The organism is Chitinophaga sp., from assembly GCF_035761305.1.
GTDB lineage: Bacteria > Bacteroidota > Bacteroidia > Chitinophagales > Chitinophagaceae > Chitinophaga.
On record NZ_DASTRI010000180.1, the window covers coordinates 1 to 16,286 of the forward strand.

The 16,286-nt window shown below is 48.9% G+C and carries 12 protein-coding genes; 6 read left to right on the forward strand and 6 right to left on the reverse strand.

The window, feature by feature from the left end:
* On the reverse strand, nucleotides 1–416 hold a 416-nt coding region (locus VFS25_RS15490), incomplete at its 3' end, for a CocE/NonD family hydrolase (RefSeq protein ID WP_326463074.1).
* A gap of 133 nt (nucleotides 417–549) precedes the next feature.
* Here VFS25_RS15490 and VFS25_RS15495 point away from each other — a divergent pair.
* Nucleotides 550–903 (forward strand): MmcQ/YjbR family DNA-binding protein, encoded by a 354-nt coding sequence (locus VFS25_RS15495; protein WP_326463075.1) that lies wholly within the window; start codon nucleotides 550–552, stop codon nucleotides 901–903.
* A 196-nt stretch (nucleotides 904–1,099) separates the two neighbouring features.
* Here VFS25_RS15495 and VFS25_RS15500 read toward each other — a convergent pair whose 3' ends face one another.
* Nucleotides 1,100–1,615, reverse strand: coding sequence for a hypothetical protein (locus VFS25_RS15500; RefSeq protein ID WP_326463076.1), 516 nt, complete (start codon nucleotides 1,613–1,615; stop codon nucleotides 1,100–1,102).
* A 451-nt stretch (nucleotides 1,616–2,066) separates the two neighbouring features.
* Nucleotides 2,067–4,934, reverse strand: a complete 2,868-nt coding sequence (gene gcvP, locus VFS25_RS15505; RefSeq protein ID WP_326463077.1) for an aminomethyl-transferring glycine dehydrogenase — start codon at nucleotides 4,932–4,934, stop codon at nucleotides 2,067–2,069.
* Nucleotides 4,935–5,470: 536 nt separating this feature from the next.
* Here gcvP and VFS25_RS15510 point away from each other — a divergent pair.
* Nucleotides 5,471–5,962, forward strand: coding sequence for a YkgJ family cysteine cluster protein (locus VFS25_RS15510; protein ID WP_326463078.1), 492 nt, complete (start codon nucleotides 5,471–5,473; stop codon nucleotides 5,960–5,962).
* Between the two features lie 316 nt (nucleotides 5,963–6,278).
* On the opposite strand, the gene VFS25_RS15515 is transcribed toward VFS25_RS15510, so the two are convergent.
* Nucleotides 6,279–7,535 carry an MFS transporter gene (locus VFS25_RS15515; RefSeq protein WP_326463079.1) on the reverse strand — a complete coding sequence of 419 codons (1,257 nt, stop codon included), beginning with the start codon at nucleotides 7,533–7,535 and terminating at the stop codon, nucleotides 6,279–6,281.
* Nucleotides 7,536–7,746: 211 nt separating this feature from the next.
* On the opposite strand from VFS25_RS15515, the gene VFS25_RS15520 reads away from it, so the two are divergent.
* From VFS25_RS15520 to VFS25_RS15530, 3 genes are all read left to right on the forward strand, one after another.
* On the forward strand, nucleotides 7,747–8,952 hold the full coding sequence (locus VFS25_RS15520) for a PQQ-dependent sugar dehydrogenase (RefSeq protein WP_326463080.1): 1,206 nt from the start codon (nucleotides 7,747–7,749) through the stop codon (nucleotides 8,950–8,952).
* Nucleotides 8,953–9,036: 84 nt separating this feature from the next.
* On the forward strand, nucleotides 9,037–11,169 hold the full coding sequence (locus tag VFS25_RS15525; protein WP_326463081.1) for a carboxy terminal-processing peptidase: 2,133 nt from the start codon (nucleotides 9,037–9,039) through the stop codon (nucleotides 11,167–11,169).
* A gap of 194 nt (nucleotides 11,170–11,363) precedes the next feature.
* On the forward strand, nucleotides 11,364–11,891 hold the full coding sequence (locus tag VFS25_RS15530) for a GNAT family N-acetyltransferase (RefSeq protein ID WP_326463082.1): 528 nt from the start codon (nucleotides 11,364–11,366) through the stop codon (nucleotides 11,889–11,891).
* A 108-nt stretch (nucleotides 11,892–11,999) separates the two neighbouring features.
* On the opposite strand, the gene VFS25_RS15535 is transcribed toward VFS25_RS15530, so the two are convergent.
* On the reverse strand, nucleotides 12,000–12,872 hold the full coding sequence (locus VFS25_RS15535; RefSeq protein ID WP_326463083.1) for a transglutaminase-like domain-containing protein: 873 nt from the start codon (nucleotides 12,870–12,872) through the stop codon (nucleotides 12,000–12,002).
* 43 nt (nucleotides 12,873–12,915) lie between these two features.
* The gene (gene topA, locus VFS25_RS15540) at nucleotides 12,916–15,267 is read right to left on the reverse strand and encodes a type I DNA topoisomerase (RefSeq protein ID WP_326463084.1); all 2,352 of its coding nucleotides are present in this window, start codon (nucleotides 15,265–15,267) and stop codon (nucleotides 12,916–12,918) included.
* A 227-nt stretch (nucleotides 15,268–15,494) separates the two neighbouring features.
* Between topA and VFS25_RS15545 the strand changes: the two genes are divergently transcribed.
* Nucleotides 15,495–16,265 carry a Rossmann-like and DUF2520 domain-containing protein gene (locus VFS25_RS15545; protein WP_326463085.1) on the forward strand — a complete coding sequence of 257 codons (771 nt, stop codon included), beginning with the start codon at nucleotides 15,495–15,497 and terminating at the stop codon, nucleotides 16,263–16,265.
* The last annotated feature ends 21 nt before the right edge of the window (nucleotides 16,266–16,286 follow it).

Genomic DNA, 16,286 nt, shown 5'->3' on the forward strand with positions numbered 1-16,286 from the left:
GTGTCGTAAGTATCGCTGGCTTCGTCAATATCGTTGCGGCCCTTTTTATTGGGGTTGTAGGGCCGTACGTCCATAAAGGTGCCTTCGCTCATCCAGCGGCCTCTTACATCCTGGGTGATCATGATATATCCTGCCTTCAGGTAGCGGAACGTATAGCTGCGCCAGTAAGGCTTAAACTTATCCGCACCGTAAGGCGCACAGCTGTAAGGCGTGCGGGTCATCAGCATGGGATGCTTTTCACTGTTATCTTTAGGAATGTAGATAGACGTGAAAAGGCGTTTGCCGTCGCGCATGGGAATGTACACTTCTTTCTTGGTGTAGTGCTCGTACATCCAGAGGGAGTCTTCATTAATGGCTTTTGCAAAAGCCGGTAATACAAGCAGGATGGCAAGGGCCAGCCACAATTGTTTACGCATAACTTATGAGGTTTAGATTTTGATTGAAGCGCTGAATTTACAAACTTTGACGCAGGGCTTATCTATTAATTGATGGATGGATGCATATTTACATCAATTGTAAAACGGTACGCCCAAAATCGTAAATTAGAATATGCATATTGAACAGTTCCGCGATTTCTGCCTGGGCCTTAAAGGCGTAACAGAAGAATTTCCCTTTGGCCCCGATACCCTGGTATATAAGGTAATGGGCAAGCTGTTTGCCTTAACGGATATTAACAGCTTTGATACGGTGAACCTGAAGTGCGACCCGGAAAAAGCAGTGGAGCTGCGGGAACGCTATGATGGCGTAGCACCCGGTTACCACATGAATAAAAAGCACTGGAATACGGTGATGACGCAGGGCGGCGGCATATCGGACAAGCTGCTGTATGAATGGATCACCGACTCCTATAACCTGGTAGTAGCCAGCCTGCCCAAAAAGGTGCGGGACGAATTGTTAGGTTAGCCTGAATACGCTTGAATTTAGTTACTGCCGTTATGTTATGAACAAACAAGCCAATGAAAGAGGAGCTGTTATTAGCTGCAGCAGCTGCTGGCAGCAGCGGTAAATAACGGCCTGTTGCGGGTGTTCAGCCGTAAGGGGCAAAAGTAAAGGGTGAAGTACTACTGCTTCACCCTTTACTTTTATTACTTCATTTCTGCTACACTTTATTAATGGCTAGTATTACCCGTGAATAGCGGGCATAGCTGATCTCCACTTCATTACCCACGCGAAAGCCATTCAGCGCGCCGCGGGTCCAGTAGAACAGCCTTTTTCTTTTGGTGTTGGGCAGCACTACCATAAAGTTGGTTTGTGTGTCGTTGTTCTCATGGTACACGGCCTGCAGGGGTACCTGTAAGGTGCCTTTCTGCAATGCCATGAGGTCGCGCTTAATGGTAAAGTAGCGCACCTCTGTTACCTTGATCAATGCAAAAACCAATACTACAATAAAGCATAGCATCCAAACCCAAAACCAGCCATTGGTGTAGGAAAACAGGGATTGATCCGCCTCTTCGGGAGTGCTGTGTGTGTACAGGTATACCTGTGGAACTACGGCGGCTATGATCATCAGTGTAAGGCCAATCAGTACGAATTTAGTTACCTGTTTTTTGTTTTTCTTGAGGGCATCTTGTAGTAGAAAATGCTCTTCTGTGGTCATAAAAGAGAAATCCTGCATAAGTAAAATAAGGTTTTTCTGTTACTAATATAGTCATAAATGATTAATTGTTGAAATAGTATATATGTAATCTATTTCTATCAGATATTGATCTGATAAGGATTTCCGGGGAATTGTGTCCTTTTTGATTAGTTGTGGCAGGGGTAAAAACAGAAGGCGCTATCAATGAAGGTTTTATATAATGCAGCATTAAGTTGAACCAGCTTAATGCCATACGCAATATTATAGATGCAACGCACTGCGCCCGTTTTGTGTGTTGCAATCGCCTGAACATGCGCCTGTTTGCATCAGGCTGGCAGTCAAAAAAAAGCGGCTGTATATGTTTTAAATATACAGCCGCTGGCGATAGTTATCTATTGTACAATCAGCAATTGCGTTGTGCCTTTGGGCACGCCATCAATGCTTCGCTGTTTTCAATCCGTAATTCGTAATTAAACAATTCGTAATTGACTCACGCCTCTGCTTCTGCATACGCGCTTACCGGTTCGCAGGTGCATATCAGGTTACGGTCGCCATAGGTATTGTTTACCCGGCTAATGGAGGGCCAGAACTTGTTCACCTTTACATATTCCAGCGGGTAAGCAGCCTGTTGCCGGCTGTAAGGAAATGCCCATTCATTTTCAGTAATAACAAACTGTGTGTGCGGCGCATTTTTCAGTACGTTGTTCTGCTTATCGGCTTTTCCTTCTTCTATGGCGCGTATCTCTTCACGGATAGCCAGCAACGCATCGCAAAAGCGGTCCAGCTCTGCTTTGTCCTCACTTTCCGTGGGTTCTATCATAATGGTGCCTGCTACCGGGAAGCTCATGGTAGGAGCGTGGAAGCCGTAGTCCATCAGGCGTTTGGCCACATCTTCCGCTTCAATACCGGCGCTGCCTTTAAAGGGGCGCAGGTCTACAATAAACTCATGCGCGCAGGTACCGTTGCTGCCGGTGTACAGGATGTCGTACGCCTTTTCCAGTTTTGCCTTCATATAGTTGGCATTCAGGATAGCATATTCAGATGCCTGTTTAACGCCGTTAGCGCCCAGCAGGCGGATGTAAGCATAAGAAATAAGCAGGATGCTGGCCGAGCCGTAAGGTGCGGCAGATACTGCCTGCGCATTGCCTTTATTCAGTGACACGTGCCCGGGCAGGAAAGGCGCCAGGTGCGCGCCCACGCAAATAGGGCCCATGCCGGGGCCGCCGCCGCCATGCGGTATGGCAAAGGTTTTATGCAGGTTCAGGTGGCAAACATCTGCGCCAATGAGGCCGGGAGCTGTTAAGCCTACCTGTGCGTTCATGTTGGCGCCATCCATATAAACCTGGCCGCCGTATTCGTGAATGGTATTGCAAATGTCTTTTACGCTCTCTTCATACACACCGTAGGTAGAAGGGTAGGTGATCATAATACCTGCCAGGTCATTGGCGTGCGCCTGGGCCTTGGCTTTGAGATCATTCACATCTATATACCCGTTTTCCAGCGCTTTTACCACCACTACCTTAAAGCCCGCCATTACTGCCGATGCAGGGTTGGTGCCGTGTGCGGAAATAGGAATAAGCATTACGTTGCGGTGCGCTTCGTCACGGCTTTCGTGGTAGGCGCGTATAACCAGCAGGCCGGCGTACTCGCCCTGCGCGCCGCTGTTAGGCTGCAGGCTGCAGGCATCAAAGCCCGTGATCCTGCAAAGGTATTCGCTCAGCTCTTCGGTGATCTGTTTGTAACCCACAGTTTGATCTTTAGGCGCAAAGGGATGTATTTTGCCCCAGTGGGCCCAGCTCAGGGGTATCATTTCCGTAGCTGCATTCAGCTTCATGGTGCAGGAGCCCAGGGAGATCATAGAAGTGTTCAGGGAAAGATCTTTGTTCTCCAGCATCTTAATGTAGCGCATCATTTGGGTTTCGCTGTGATGGCTGTTAAACACCGGGTGCAGCAGGTAGGGCGATGTGCGCGCCAGCGAAGCCGGTATGGCCGCAGGTTTTTCAGGTATGCTGCTTATGCTTACCTGGCCGGCGTCAAATAAGCCCAGCATGTCGTTCACATCCTGTATGGTAGTAGTTTCATCCAGCGAAATACCGATGGTGTTATCTGCGCTGAAGTAACGGAAGTTAATGCCTGCTTTTTCTGCCTTAGGCTTAATGCTTTCCGCTGCGGCTTTTACGTGTATAGTATCAAAGAATTGCTGTTGCAGTACTGTAATGCCTTTGGCCTGCAGCTTTTCCGCCAGGATGCCGGTAAGCAGCGCCACGCGGGTGGCTATACGCTGTAAGCCCTGCGGGCCATGAAATACAGCATACATGGCGGCCATATTGGCCAGTAATGCCTGCGCGGTGCAGATGTTGGAAGTGGCTTTTTCGCGTTTAATGTGCTGCTCACGGGTTTGCAGGGCCATGCGCAGCGCGCGGTTGCCCTGGGCATCGATACTAACGCCTATGATGCGGCCGGGAATGGCGCGTTTAAAATCATCCTTTACTGCAAAAAAAGCAGCATGCGGGCCGCCAAAGCCCAGGGGTACGCCAAAACGCTGTGCGCTGCCTAAAGCGGCATCGGCGCCCAGCTCTCCCGGGGGGGTAAGCAGGGTAAGGGCCAGCAGGTCCGTAGCCATGGCCACATAAGCGCCCGCGGCGTGTACCTTTTCAATAAAAGCACGGTAGTCTTCTACCGCACCCAGGTCGTTGGGATATTGCAGCAGGGCGCCAAAGTAGGCGGCATCCGGCTGCACGGTTTTATAATCGCCGTATACTACCTCAATACCCAGGGGAGTAGCGCGGGTAAGCACCACATCTTTGGTTTGCGGGAATACGTTGTTATCTACAAAAAACTTAGGCCGGGTAAGGTGGTCATGATCGCGGTTCAGCGCATTAAAGAACATGGTCATGGCTTCGGCTGCTGCTGTAGCCTCATCCAGCAGGGAGGCATTGGCTATGGGCAGGCCGGTAAGGTCGCTTACCATGGTCTGGAAGTTGAGCAGGCTTTCGAGGCGGCCCTGTGAAATTTCTGCCTGGTAGGGAGTGTACTGGGTGTACCATCCCGGGTTTTCAAATATGTTACGTTGTATTACACCGGGCGTAATAGTATCGTAATAACCCTGTCCTATATAGTTTCGGAATACTTTGTTTTTAAGCGAAACCTCCTTGAGGTGCCGCAGGTAGTCGCTTTCACTCATGGCCGCCGGTATTGCCAGCGGTTGCTGCATACGGATGCTGCCGGGCACGGTTTTGTTCACCAGCTCATCCAGGGAGGAAACACCGATGGTTTCCAGCATCTGGTTGGTTTCAGATTGGTTGGGCCCGATGTGACGGGGCACAAACTCACTTTGTTGAATATCAAAAAGATTCATGATGCAAAAGCAGGTAGTTTGAAAAGAATGTGCAAAACTATAACGATTTTAAGCAACTGCCAAACAAGCTACGGGGTTGTGGAAACTGTGGTGATAAAAGGCAATAGGAAAAGGCGGTGTTTGTCATGCGATTGTAAGCGGGAAAGCAAAAAGTAAAAAGCAAAAGGTAAAAAGTAAAAAGCAGGAAGCCAAAGGATACAGCCTAATGCCGGTACACAAAGCATAAAGCATAAAGCATAAGGCTGAAAGCGCAAAGTCAGGAAAACCAAAATAGAAGATCTAAGGCAGAAAGTTCAATGCCGGTACATAAAGCAAAAAGCGTAGGGTTGAAAGCGGAAAGCCCGAAATCAAAGCTAAAAGTCTAATGCCGGTGCACAATGCCAATACCGAAAGATCAAAAACAAAGCAGGAAGTGCAAAGCCCAAGGCTGTCCGCAACACATTTATCGCGGCAATCTATCCGCATCAATCAGCTTTTTGCTTTTTGCTTTTTACCTTTTGCTTTTTGCTTTCCGCTTCCCCTATCTTTGCAGCCAAATGAACCACTTACTAGAGAACTGGGAGCTGAAGGCAAAAGAAAAGCAGAAGGCTAATAAGCAATTCCTGCAAAAGCTGCAAACCAAAAAAGGCAAAGGGGTTGAAAAGCTGCTGCCCGGCCTGCACGAAGAGGCTTTTTCCCACATTGACTGCCTGCAGTGCGCCGGTTGCTGTAAAACTATTAGTCCCCGGTTTAAAACGCCCGATATTAAACGCATTTCCAAACACCTGGGCCTCAAAGAGTCGGTATTCATTGAAACTTACCTGCGCCTGGATGAAGACGGCGATTACGTGGTAAAACGCTCACCCTGCCCGTTCCTTGGGGCCGATAATTATTGCAGCATTTACGAAGTGCGCCCCGGCGACTGTGAAAATTATCCTTATACCGATAGCTACGACTTTTTTAAACGCCCCAATACTACCTACCTGAACAGCACTATCTGCCCGGCTGTATATTATGTGCTGGAAAGATTAAAGGCCATCATGAAATAACCCGAATAAAAAAGATGTAGGGGTTTATGCAGGGGGGAGTAGTTGCGCAGCAATGGCGCAGCAATAGCTCCCTAGGGAAAACCCCGTTTTTCCGCAGTTGCACCCGAGTAGCGCAGCAGTTGTGCAGGGGGAAAACGGCGTACTTTTAAGAACAGCGGCCCTATAAACAGCTATTGTTGCATTAACAGCTTATCGTCGGCCAGCCCTTTGCGGTAGCCCTCCACCCCCATAAACAGCCATTGTTGCATTAACAGTCAAAAGCCGTATAAATCAATTCGCGGCAACAAAGCCGGCCAGCCTGTTGCTTCATGGTTATTTACGCCCTGAGATCCAGCTTGCGCATGGCCGGGGAAATAATGTAGGTAGTAACCACCACTCCCAGCGTTACACAGCCCCCGAATACAACAGAAGGCACCAGCCCCAGCAGGCGGGCTGCAAAACCGCTTTCAAAAGCCCCCAGCTCATTAGAAGAGCCTACGAACATAGAGCTTACAGAGGCTACCCGCCCGCGCATATCGTCCGGCGTTTTTAACTGCAGAATGGTTTGCCGGATAATTACGCTGATCCCATCCAGCATGCCGCTTATCAGCAGGGCAACAAACGACAGGTAATAGCTTTTAGACAGGCCAAAAACAATAATGCACAAGCCAAAGCCAAATACAGCCGCCAGCAGCTTAATACCGGGCTTATTCACCAGCGGCCGGTAAGCCAGTATGAACATGGTAAGCAGCGAGCCTACTGCCACCGCAGCCCTTAAAAAGCCAAACTCAAGCGAGCCAACATGCAGTATATCTGTGGCAAAAGCCGGCAGCATGGCTGTGGCGCCGCCAAACAGCACGGCAAACATATCCAGCGCCATGGCATTCAGCACCACCTTTGTGTTCCATACAAAGCGGATGCCCCTGGTAAGGCCTTCTACAAAGCCTTCGCCCTGGGATTTATAGTAAACGGGCTTGGGCTTTATCTGTAGCAGGGAAAGCAGGGATAGAATAAAAAAGCCTACCACCACCAGCATAGACCAGTGCACCCCAAACAGGTGAATAAAAAGCCCGCCTAAAGCCGGGCCGGTCATGCTGCCTATTTGCCAGGCGCTGCTGCTCCAGGTAGAGGCGTTGGCATAAAGCGGCCGCGGCACCAGCAGGGCCAGCATGGAAAAGTTGGATGGGCTAACGAAGGCCCGTACAATACCGCCAAAGAACACCATCAGGTATATGAGGTTCAGCACCCACTGGGTTTTAAGGCCCTGTACCGCGCGGTCCCAGGTAAGCAGGAACAACGCCGTGCCAATAACAATATAGGCAGCCATGCAGGCCAGCAGCATGCCCCTTTTTTCCCGCTTGTCTACCAGGTGGCCGGCAAAGGGCGCCAGCACCAGGGCAGGTATCACTTCTGCCAGGCCTATGAGCCCCAGCGTAAACGGATCATGGGAAAGGGCATACACCTTCCATTCAATGATCGTGAATTGCATGGTAAGGGCGAATACAACGGCAAAACGGATAATGAGGTAAAAGTTAAATTCCCGGATGCGTAGAGAGGCATATGGGTCATTCTTAGCAGTAGTTACCGTGTCCAAGCTGATGGGTTTTGTTGAATAATAAGGTGATACAAATTTAAAATAATTGCCTGAAATGTAAAGTGCGAAATATGCAAATCCACTATGGCAGCGCTTTTTAGCCTGTGTGGCAAATGCTTTTCATAAAATTTGCCGCCATTGCCAAAGTAAATGTTGAGCGGTAACAGTCATCCCTGTAAGATGATTATTTTTATAGTCAATTACCGCTATTATGAATGCATTTCGTTTATGGATGGCCGTACCTGTGCTGGCGTTTTCCATTGCCTGCCAGGGCGCCCCGGAATTAAAAGAACCCCCTGCCCGTAAAGCCCGCTTACAGCTGGTGACCAATAAAATACTTTCTCCTGTTGCCTTTGGCGTGCCGGGAGATGGCAGCGGGCGGTTGTTCATTTGCCAGAAAGAGGGGAAAGTTTGGATGGTGCAGAACGGGCAGCTGGCGGCCCAGCCTTTCCTGGATGTAAGCGGTGAAATGGTGCGCATTAACCCGGGTTATGATGAGCGCGGGCTGCTGGGCATTGCCTTTCACCCGCGGTTTAAGCAAAATAAAAAGTTCTATGTGTATTACAGCGTGCCTTCCGCTACGCCCGGCAGCAACCATAAAAGCCGTATAGCCGAATTTACGGTATCGGCTGGCAACCCCAATATGGCCGACCCGGCCAGCAAGCGGGTAGTAATGGAAATAGAAGAGCCGGAGTCAAACCACAACGGCGGCAACCTGGTATTTGGGCCCGACGGCTATTTGTACATCAGCGTGGGCGATGGCGGCGGTGGCGGCGATAAGCATGGCAAAACAGGTAACGGCCAGAATTTGAACACCCCTTTGGGCAAAATATTACGTATAGATGTAAACGGGGATCCGTATAAGATACCTAAAGACAACCCCTTTGCAGGCCGCACAGATGTGCGCCCGGAAATATGGGCCTATGGCCTGCGCAACCCCTGGCGCATTTCCTTTGACCGCGCTACCAAACAGCTGTTTGCGGGCGATGTAGGGCAGAATAAATATGAGGAGGTAGACATCATTAAAAAAGGCGGCAACTATGGCTGGCGTATAATGGAAGGTTACCACGACTATAATGTGCCTGACGGCGCCGATAAAAGCAAGCTGATACTCCCTATTGCTGAATATAGCCACGATGTGGGCATTAGCGTAACAGGCGGCTATGTGTACCGCGGCAAAGCTATTCCGGCGCTAAAGGGCAGCTATGTGTTCGGGGATTATAACGGCAAATCGTGGGTGCTGGTACAAAATGGCAGTAAATGGGAACGGGCCAACCTGGAGCTGGATGGCCGCCCTGAAACCGGCTTACAGATATTAAGCTGGGGCGAAGATGAAGCAGGTGAGCTATATATGCTTTGCAGTTCTTCAACAAGTGATGGTTTTAAGGGGTACGTGTATAAATTGGTAGGATTTTAGCGGTAATGTTTTGTTAAACCACTATTTATCCACTCCCAGGAGAGCCATTTTTATTTTAAATTTGATAAAGTTCAATTGTTCCATATGAGAAGAATGAAAGTGATTATACCGGTGTTACTGATCGTGATTTCCGGTGGCGTTCTGGCTTTCAATAAGTTAGGCAAAGCAAGCGATCCTCCCGGCCGGTATGAGATTATCATGAACCTGGTAGGGCAGATACTGAAAGAAGGGCACTATCAACCCAAACCCCTGGACGACGCTTTTTCCAAAGAAGTATTTACCAAGTACTTAAAAAACCTGGACAGCGAAAAGAAGTTTCTCCTCAAAAGCGATATAGATAAGTTAAACGCTTTATCCACCCACATTGATGATGAGCTGCAGGGCGCATCCCTGGACTGCTTTAACGCAGTAAACAGCATTATCAAACAGCGCGTAAAAGAAGCCGAACAAATATATCCTGCCATACTGGCGAAGCCGTTTGACTTCAGCAAAAATGAAGAGGTGGTGCTGGACCCCGATAAGCTGGATTTTCCGGCCGACGAAGCTGCCCGTAAAGAAGCCTGGCGCAAAGTGCTGAAATACCGCACCCTGGAAAAATTAACCGACCTGCAGGAAATGCAGGAAAAGGAAAAATCCAAACCCGGCTTTAAACCTAAAACAGATGCTGAGCTGGAAGTGGAAGCACGCGCCAAGGTAAAGCAGCTATATGACCGGTATTTTGACCGCCTTACCGCCAAACAGGACGATAACGACCGCTTTAGCCTGTATGTAAACGCCATTACCACTACCATGGACCCGCACACAGACTTTATGCCCCCTGCTGAAAAAAGATATTTTGAAGAACAGATGGCCGGTAAGTTCTATGGCATTGGCGCACAGCTGAGGGAAGAAGATGATAAGATAAAGATCGCAAGCATTGTAACCGGCAGCCCCAGCTGGAAACAGGGGCAGCTGAAAGCCAATGACGTGATCCTGAAAGTAGCGCAGGGCGATAAAGAGCCGGTAGACATTACCGGTTATGCCGTGGAAGATGCGGTAAAAATCATCCGGGGAGCCAAAGGCACTACCGTAAAGCTTACCGTAAAAAGTACGGATGGTACCGTAAAAGAAATTGCTATTGTACGTGACGAGATTGTGCTGGATGATACCTTTGCCAAATCGGCCATTATCAACGGCCAGCATAAGATAGGATATATTTACCTGCCTGAGTTTTACGCCGACTTCCAGGACCGCAACGGCGCCCGTTCCGCCGTAGATGTAGCCAAGGAAATACAAAAGCTGAAAGCGGAAAATGTGGAAGGCATTATACTGGACCTGCGTTATAACGGCGGCGGCTCACTGCAGGATGTAGTGCAAATGGCCGGCCTGTTCATACCGGAAGGGCCTATAGTGCAGGTACGTTCCCGCGGCGGTGAAAAAATAGTGCTGCCCGACCGTGATAAGAATGTGCAATATGATGGCCCCCTGGCCATTATGGTAAATGAGTACAGCGCTTCTGCCTCCGAAATTATGGCGGCCGCCATGCAGGATTACAAGCGCGCCGTAATTATCGGCAGCCCCTCAACCTTTGGTAAAGGCACTGTGCAGCGCATGTATAACCTGGACGATTTCTTCCCCACCAAACCGGAAGTAGGTCCGCTGGGCGCGTTAAAGCTAACGGTACAGAAATTTTACCGCGCCAACGGCGGCTCTACCCAGCTGAGGGGAGTAAGCTCAGACATTGTGCTGCCCGACCCTTATTCTGAAGTTGGAGAGCGGAAAGACGAAGATGCGCTGGCCTGGGACGAAATTCCCAAAGCGAACTACACCACCTGGTACGACCCGGTAAATGTAGAAGCGCTGAAAAAGAAAAGCGAAGCCCGCGTAAGCAGCAACGAAGCGTTTAAAACCATGACGGAGAACATAAACGCTATTAAAAAAATAGACAAGCAGGAGTCTTACTCGCTGAACCTGGCTACCTATAAGGCCGAGCAGAAGAGCAATAGCGCCGCATTGAAGAAGTACGATTCTGTGAACGATAAGGTAAAAGAGCTGAACATTGCCAACCTGAAAACAGACCTGGACAAGCTGGGTAACGATACCAGTAAGCTGGCCCGTAATAAAGACTGGCTGAAGTTCCGCGCAAAAGATCCTTACCTGGATGAGGCGGTGAATGTGATGAACGACCTGATTGTAATGTCTTATCCGAAAATGAAATCAAAGCCCGGAAGCAACTAACGCTTTAAGCTAAATACATAAAGCAGAACGCTGATCGCCATGTTGGGATCAGCGTTCTGCTTTTTTTATATTTACAGCATCAACCTTCAGCAGCGCGGCGTAGGTGCGGCGCAAAAAAATACCGGCAATAGGTGCGCGCAGGAAGGTTTTGTGAAGCTGCGCGGTTATTACCGGAAATAAAATCTATGTTTTGTATGCATACTAAATTCAGCATTGCAACCCTGGGCAGCCAGCCCGAAACCCTTGCCGCTTTATCAGACCTGATTATTGATACAGTAGCCAACGGCGGCTCTGTTAGCTTTATGCATCCGTTAGCGCCGGAACAGGCCCAGGCATTCTGGCAGGCATCGCTGGCAGCTGCCGACCGCGGAGAGCGCGTAATACTGGGCGCTTACGACGGCCCGCTTTTAATAAGCACCGTAACCCTGCTGCTCGATTGCCCGCCTAACCAGCCGCACCGCGCAGAAATAGCCAAAATGATGACGCGCATGCAGTACCGTGGGCAGGGCGCTGCGCGCATGCTGCTGCAGGAGGCGGAACGCATTGCAGCCGAACGTGGTAAAACCCTGCTTACGCTCGATACTGCGGAAGATGAAGGCGCTGCGGGCCTGTATGATAAAATGGGCTATCACCGCACCGGCGTAATCCCCGACTTTGCATTAAAGCCATATGGCGGCCTTACGGGCACTATTATTTACTGGAAAAAGATTGGGAGAATGTAAAATGCAAAATATTAAATGTAAAATGTAAAAGTTAAGTGAGCAGCACCGCTGCATTAACTTTTACACTCAACATTTTACATTTAATATTTTAGATTTTTAACTGCATCATTAATCCGCCAACATATTAATGAGGTTCTGCAGCTCATCAATCTTGTACTGTTCCTTATCATCCTGGAAACATTTAGACAGCTCCTCCAGCAAAAAGCGGATGATCTGTTTGTTTGATTGCGGCCGGTAGTAGGCCGGCACCGGCGGTACAGATACTCTTTTCAGGTAGGTTTCTACATCCTGGTGGGAGTATATTTGCCCCTGCATGGGATCTATGAAGAACAGGATGCGGTAATCTTCCGGTTTGGGCGGTTCTGCAAAATCGTAAAAAGAGTCGAAGTAGGCCAGTATGAACTGGCGGGGAATATTTACAGCGTATACCGGCAGGTCCAGCATAGCGCACAGGCTCTGGTAAATAATGCCGTTGGTAATGGGGTTGCCTCTTTTGGCTTCCATCACCTGGTTAATAAAAAACTGGTTCTTACGCATGTAAGCAACTTCCTCACCTTTTAACCCAAAATAGTTATAGATCATGCTGTTGAGCACATTGATCTGCTCCAGCGGGGTAAGGTAATTATTCAACTCCAGCCATATGTTGCGTTTAATGCGCTCAATTTCGGTCATTACAGGGTTGGGCTGCATATCGGGAAACTGGTAGCGGGCCACCAGCATGGCGCCCTGCAGCAGGTCCGGCGTTTCTACCCGGTTCCAGTGCTTTATGGCCACCTGCAGGTCCTGGTAGTGCACACGGTGTATCAGCTGTTCAATTCTTTCCTGTATGGATTCATCTATGGTGTTTTCCCATAAATGCTCCAGGTTAGGAATAATTTCTTTCCCAAACAGCAATATCTTATTGGCTACGGTATCAAATACTTCCTGATCCGGATCGTCCAGCAAATGGAACAGCGCATTAATTTCTTTTGTTTCGTTCATACGCATCACAAATTGGCAATGTGCATATCTGCACATCTGCACATTATTCAGTCTTCTTCTTTCTAGGCGGCGCCTTTTTCTTGGGCGGGTTGGCTTTTACATCTTCAATAATAGCTTTAGCTTCTTCCACGGTAATTTCCGCAGCGTGGTCTATCCGCTCTTTTGGTATTTTGTAGTTCCTCAACCCTTGTTTGATATACGGTCCGTAAGGTCCTTTTAATATCTGTATTTTTTCTTTTTCAAATACCTTAATGGTGCGTTCGTCTTTGGCGGCCCGCTTTTCTACTATCAGCGGCGCTACTTCATCCAGCTCCACGGTGTAAGGGTCCATTTCCTTTTTAAGGGAGTAGAACTTTTTGTCGTGCTGCGCGTATGGGCCAAAGCGGCCTATGTTCACCGTAACTTCCTGGCCTTCAAACATGCCCAGGTTGCGCGGCAGGCGAAACAGCTCCATGGCTTCGGGCAGGGTAATGGTTTCAATGCTTTGGGTGGCTTTTAGCTTGGCAAAGCGCGGCTTTTCCTCATCTTCGGCCTTACCTATCTGTATCATGGGGCCGTAACGTCCCATGCGGGCTACGATGGGTTTGCCGGTTTCAGGATCTTCGCCTAACAGGCGCTCGCCTTTTACGCGTTCTGCCTTTTCCAGGGTGTTGGCCACATCCTCATGAAAGGGCTTATAGAACTCGTTGAGCATTTTATTCCAAACCTTTTTGCCGTTGGCTATTTCATCAAACTCTTCTTCAATTCTGGCGGTAAAGCCGTAATCCATTACAGAGTCGAAGTACTGGTTCAGGAAGTCCGTTACAATCATGCCCAGGTCTGTGGGAAACAGCTTGGACTTTTCTGCACCGGTATTTTCGGTATCAGCGTTTTTGCTGATCTTATCGGCCTTTAGCACCAGTATACGAAACTCTCTTTTTATGCCTTCCTTATCCCGCTTTTCCACGTATCCCCGCTTTTGGATAGTGGTAATGGTGGGGGCGTAGGTAGAGGGGCGGCCTATGCCCAGCTCCTCCAGCTTTTTTACCAGGCTGGCTTCCGTATAACGGGGGGCGGGGCGGGTAAATTTTTCAGTGGCCTTCATTTCTTTCAGGTCTACCACCTGCTTTACGGTTAGCGGCGGCAATACACCTTCCTGGTCTTCTTCATCGCTGTCCTCTTCATCGCGGCCTTCCATGTAAATTTTCAGGAAGCCGTCGAACTTGAGCACTTCACCGCTGGCGGTCAACTCTTCATGATTGGTGGATATATCTATTTTGGCAACTGTTTTTTCCAGTTCGGCATCGGCCATCTGGCTGGCAATGGTACGTTTCCAGATAAGCTCATACAGCCGGCGGGTATCACTGTCGTCTACAGTAGCATTGTCCATATAGGTGGGCCGGATGGCTTCGTGCGCTTCCTGGGCCGATTCGTTCTTGTTCTTAAACTTGCGGTGCTGATGGTACTTTTCACCATAGCTTTTGTCAATAGCCTGCTTAATATCCGTAAGCGCCGTATCAGAAAGGTTTACAGAGTCAGTACGCATGTACGTGATCTTACCGCTTTCGTACAATTTCTGGGCCAGCAGCATGGTTTTGGAAACGCTGTAGCCCAGCTTGCGGCTGGCCTCCTGCTGCAGGGTAGAGGTGGTAAAAGGCGCTGCGGGCGATTTTTTGGCGGGCTTTACCTGTATATCCTTAACTGAATAGGTAGCGCCAATGCACTGCTGCAGGAACTTTTCAGCGTCTTCCACGGTTTTAAACCGGGAGGGGCCTTCTGCCTTAAAGCTCATCACCTTGCCCTGGCTGTCTTTGGCGGTAAAAAAGGCTTCTACCTTAAAGCTGCTTACAGGGGTAAAGGAGTTGATTTCGCGTTCCCGCTCTACAATTAAACGTACGGCCACGGATTGAACGCGGCCGGCAGACAGGGAGTTACGCATGCTCATTTTACGCCATAGCACGGGCGACAGCTCAAAACCAACAATCCGGTCCAGTATACGGCGGGCCTGCTGGGCGTTTACCAGGTTCATATCCAGCAAACGGGGCGATTGTACGGCCTTTTCTATAGCGGGCTTTGTAATTTCATGAAAAACAATGCGTTTGGTGGATGTGGGGTCCAACCCCAATACCTCACACAAATGCCATGATATGGCTTCTCCTTCCCGGTCCTCATCCGTTGCCAGCCAAACCTCATCGGTATCTTTGGCAAGCTTCTTTAACTCCTTCACTATCTTTTCCTTATCTTCGGGAATAGCATATTTAGGTTTGAAGTTATTATTAATGTCGATACCCATATCGTCCTTTTCCAGGTCGCGTATGTGCCCAAAACAAGATTTTACCTCAAAGTCGTTACCTAATATTTTTTCAATGGTCTTAGCCTTGGCCGGGGACTCAACTATAACTAGATTTTTTGCCATGAATGCCTTCTTTATTGCGAGCTAAATATGCAAAAATTAATATAAAAAATACAAATACGATTTTTGCAAGTATAGAAATTAAGGGTGAAAATAAAAAATAAGGCTTTGTTTTATTGCGTTATAGGTTGTTTTAATATGAATTGTGGGAGGGGGAGAGGATACATGTGGGCGTATATTCATATATTCGGCGTTTCAGACGATAAAAAAAGGATTAAAAGGATTCAATTATGGAGATTGTAATTATAGGTGCGGGTAATGTAGCACATTGTTTCGGACAATTATTAAAGATCAACGGACACCAGATTAAACAGGTGATCAGCCGCAGCGAAGAGAGCGCTAAGGAGCTTGGTGAAGTATTGCATGCGCCGGCCACCACCGATTTACTGGATATTTATATGGAGGCGGATGTGTACATACTGGCTGTGAGCGACGCCGCCCTTCCGGGCCTCAACGATGAGCTGCGCCTGGGCAAACGTATTGTAGTGCACACTGCGGGGGCAGTGCCGCTGGAAGCCATTAGCCGCATATCTACCCATACAGGTGTGTTATATCCCCTGCAGTCTTTACGCAAGGAGATTAAAACCCCGCCGCCTATACCTATTATGCTGGAAGCAGGTAATGATGAAGTGCTGCGCCGCCTGCAGTCACTGGCCCAAAGCATTGCATCGCGTATTGAGATCGTAAACTCGCACCAGCGCCTGCAGCTGCACCTGGCTGCCGTACTGTGTAATAATTTTACCAACCACCTGATTGCCAGGGCTAAAACGTACTGTGAGCAGGAGGGGTTGGATTTTACCCTGCTATACCCCATTATAAAGGAAACTTTTGAACGCCTGGAAAAATACCCGCCGGAAACTGTACAAACCGGGCCTGCCATGCGGGGCGATGCTGCTACCATGCAGCTGCACACCCAGCTGCTGGCCGGCGACCCGCTGCTGCAGCAGCTCTATAAAGTACTGTCCGACAGTATTTACCAGTTTCACGCAAATAAAGTTTAGGTAATAAAAGCTATTTTTGCA

Coding starts and splice junctions, on each gene's coding strand:
- VFS25_RS15520 (WP_326463080.1), top strand. CDS start 7,747: ATGAATGCATTTCGTTTATGGATGGCCGTACCTGTGCTGGCGTTTTCC.
- VFS25_RS15510 (WP_326463078.1), top strand. CDS start 5,471: ATGAACCACTTACTAGAGAACTGGGAGCTGAAGGCAAAAGAAAAGCAG.
- VFS25_RS15535 (WP_326463083.1), bottom strand. CDS start 12,872: ATGAACGAAACAAAAGAAATTAATGCGCTGTTCCATTTGCTGGACGAT.
- VFS25_RS15545 (WP_326463085.1), top strand. CDS start 15,495: ATGGAGATTGTAATTATAGGTGCGGGTAATGTAGCACATTGTTTCGGA.
- gcvP (WP_326463077.1), bottom strand. CDS start 4,934: ATGAATCTTTTTGATATTCAACAAAGTGAGTTTGTGCCCCGTCACATC.
- VFS25_RS15525 (WP_326463081.1), top strand. CDS start 9,037: ATGAGAAGAATGAAAGTGATTATACCGGTGTTACTGATCGTGATTTCC.
- VFS25_RS15500 (WP_326463076.1), bottom strand. CDS start 1,615: ATGCAGGATTTCTCTTTTATGACCACAGAAGAGCATTTTCTACTACAA.
- VFS25_RS15495 (WP_326463075.1), top strand. CDS start 550: ATGCATATTGAACAGTTCCGCGATTTCTGCCTGGGCCTTAAAGGCGTA.
- VFS25_RS15530 (WP_326463082.1), top strand. CDS start 11,364: ATGCATACTAAATTCAGCATTGCAACCCTGGGCAGCCAGCCCGAAACC.
- topA (WP_326463084.1), bottom strand. CDS start 15,267: ATGGCAAAAAATCTAGTTATAGTTGAGTCCCCGGCCAAGGCTAAGACC.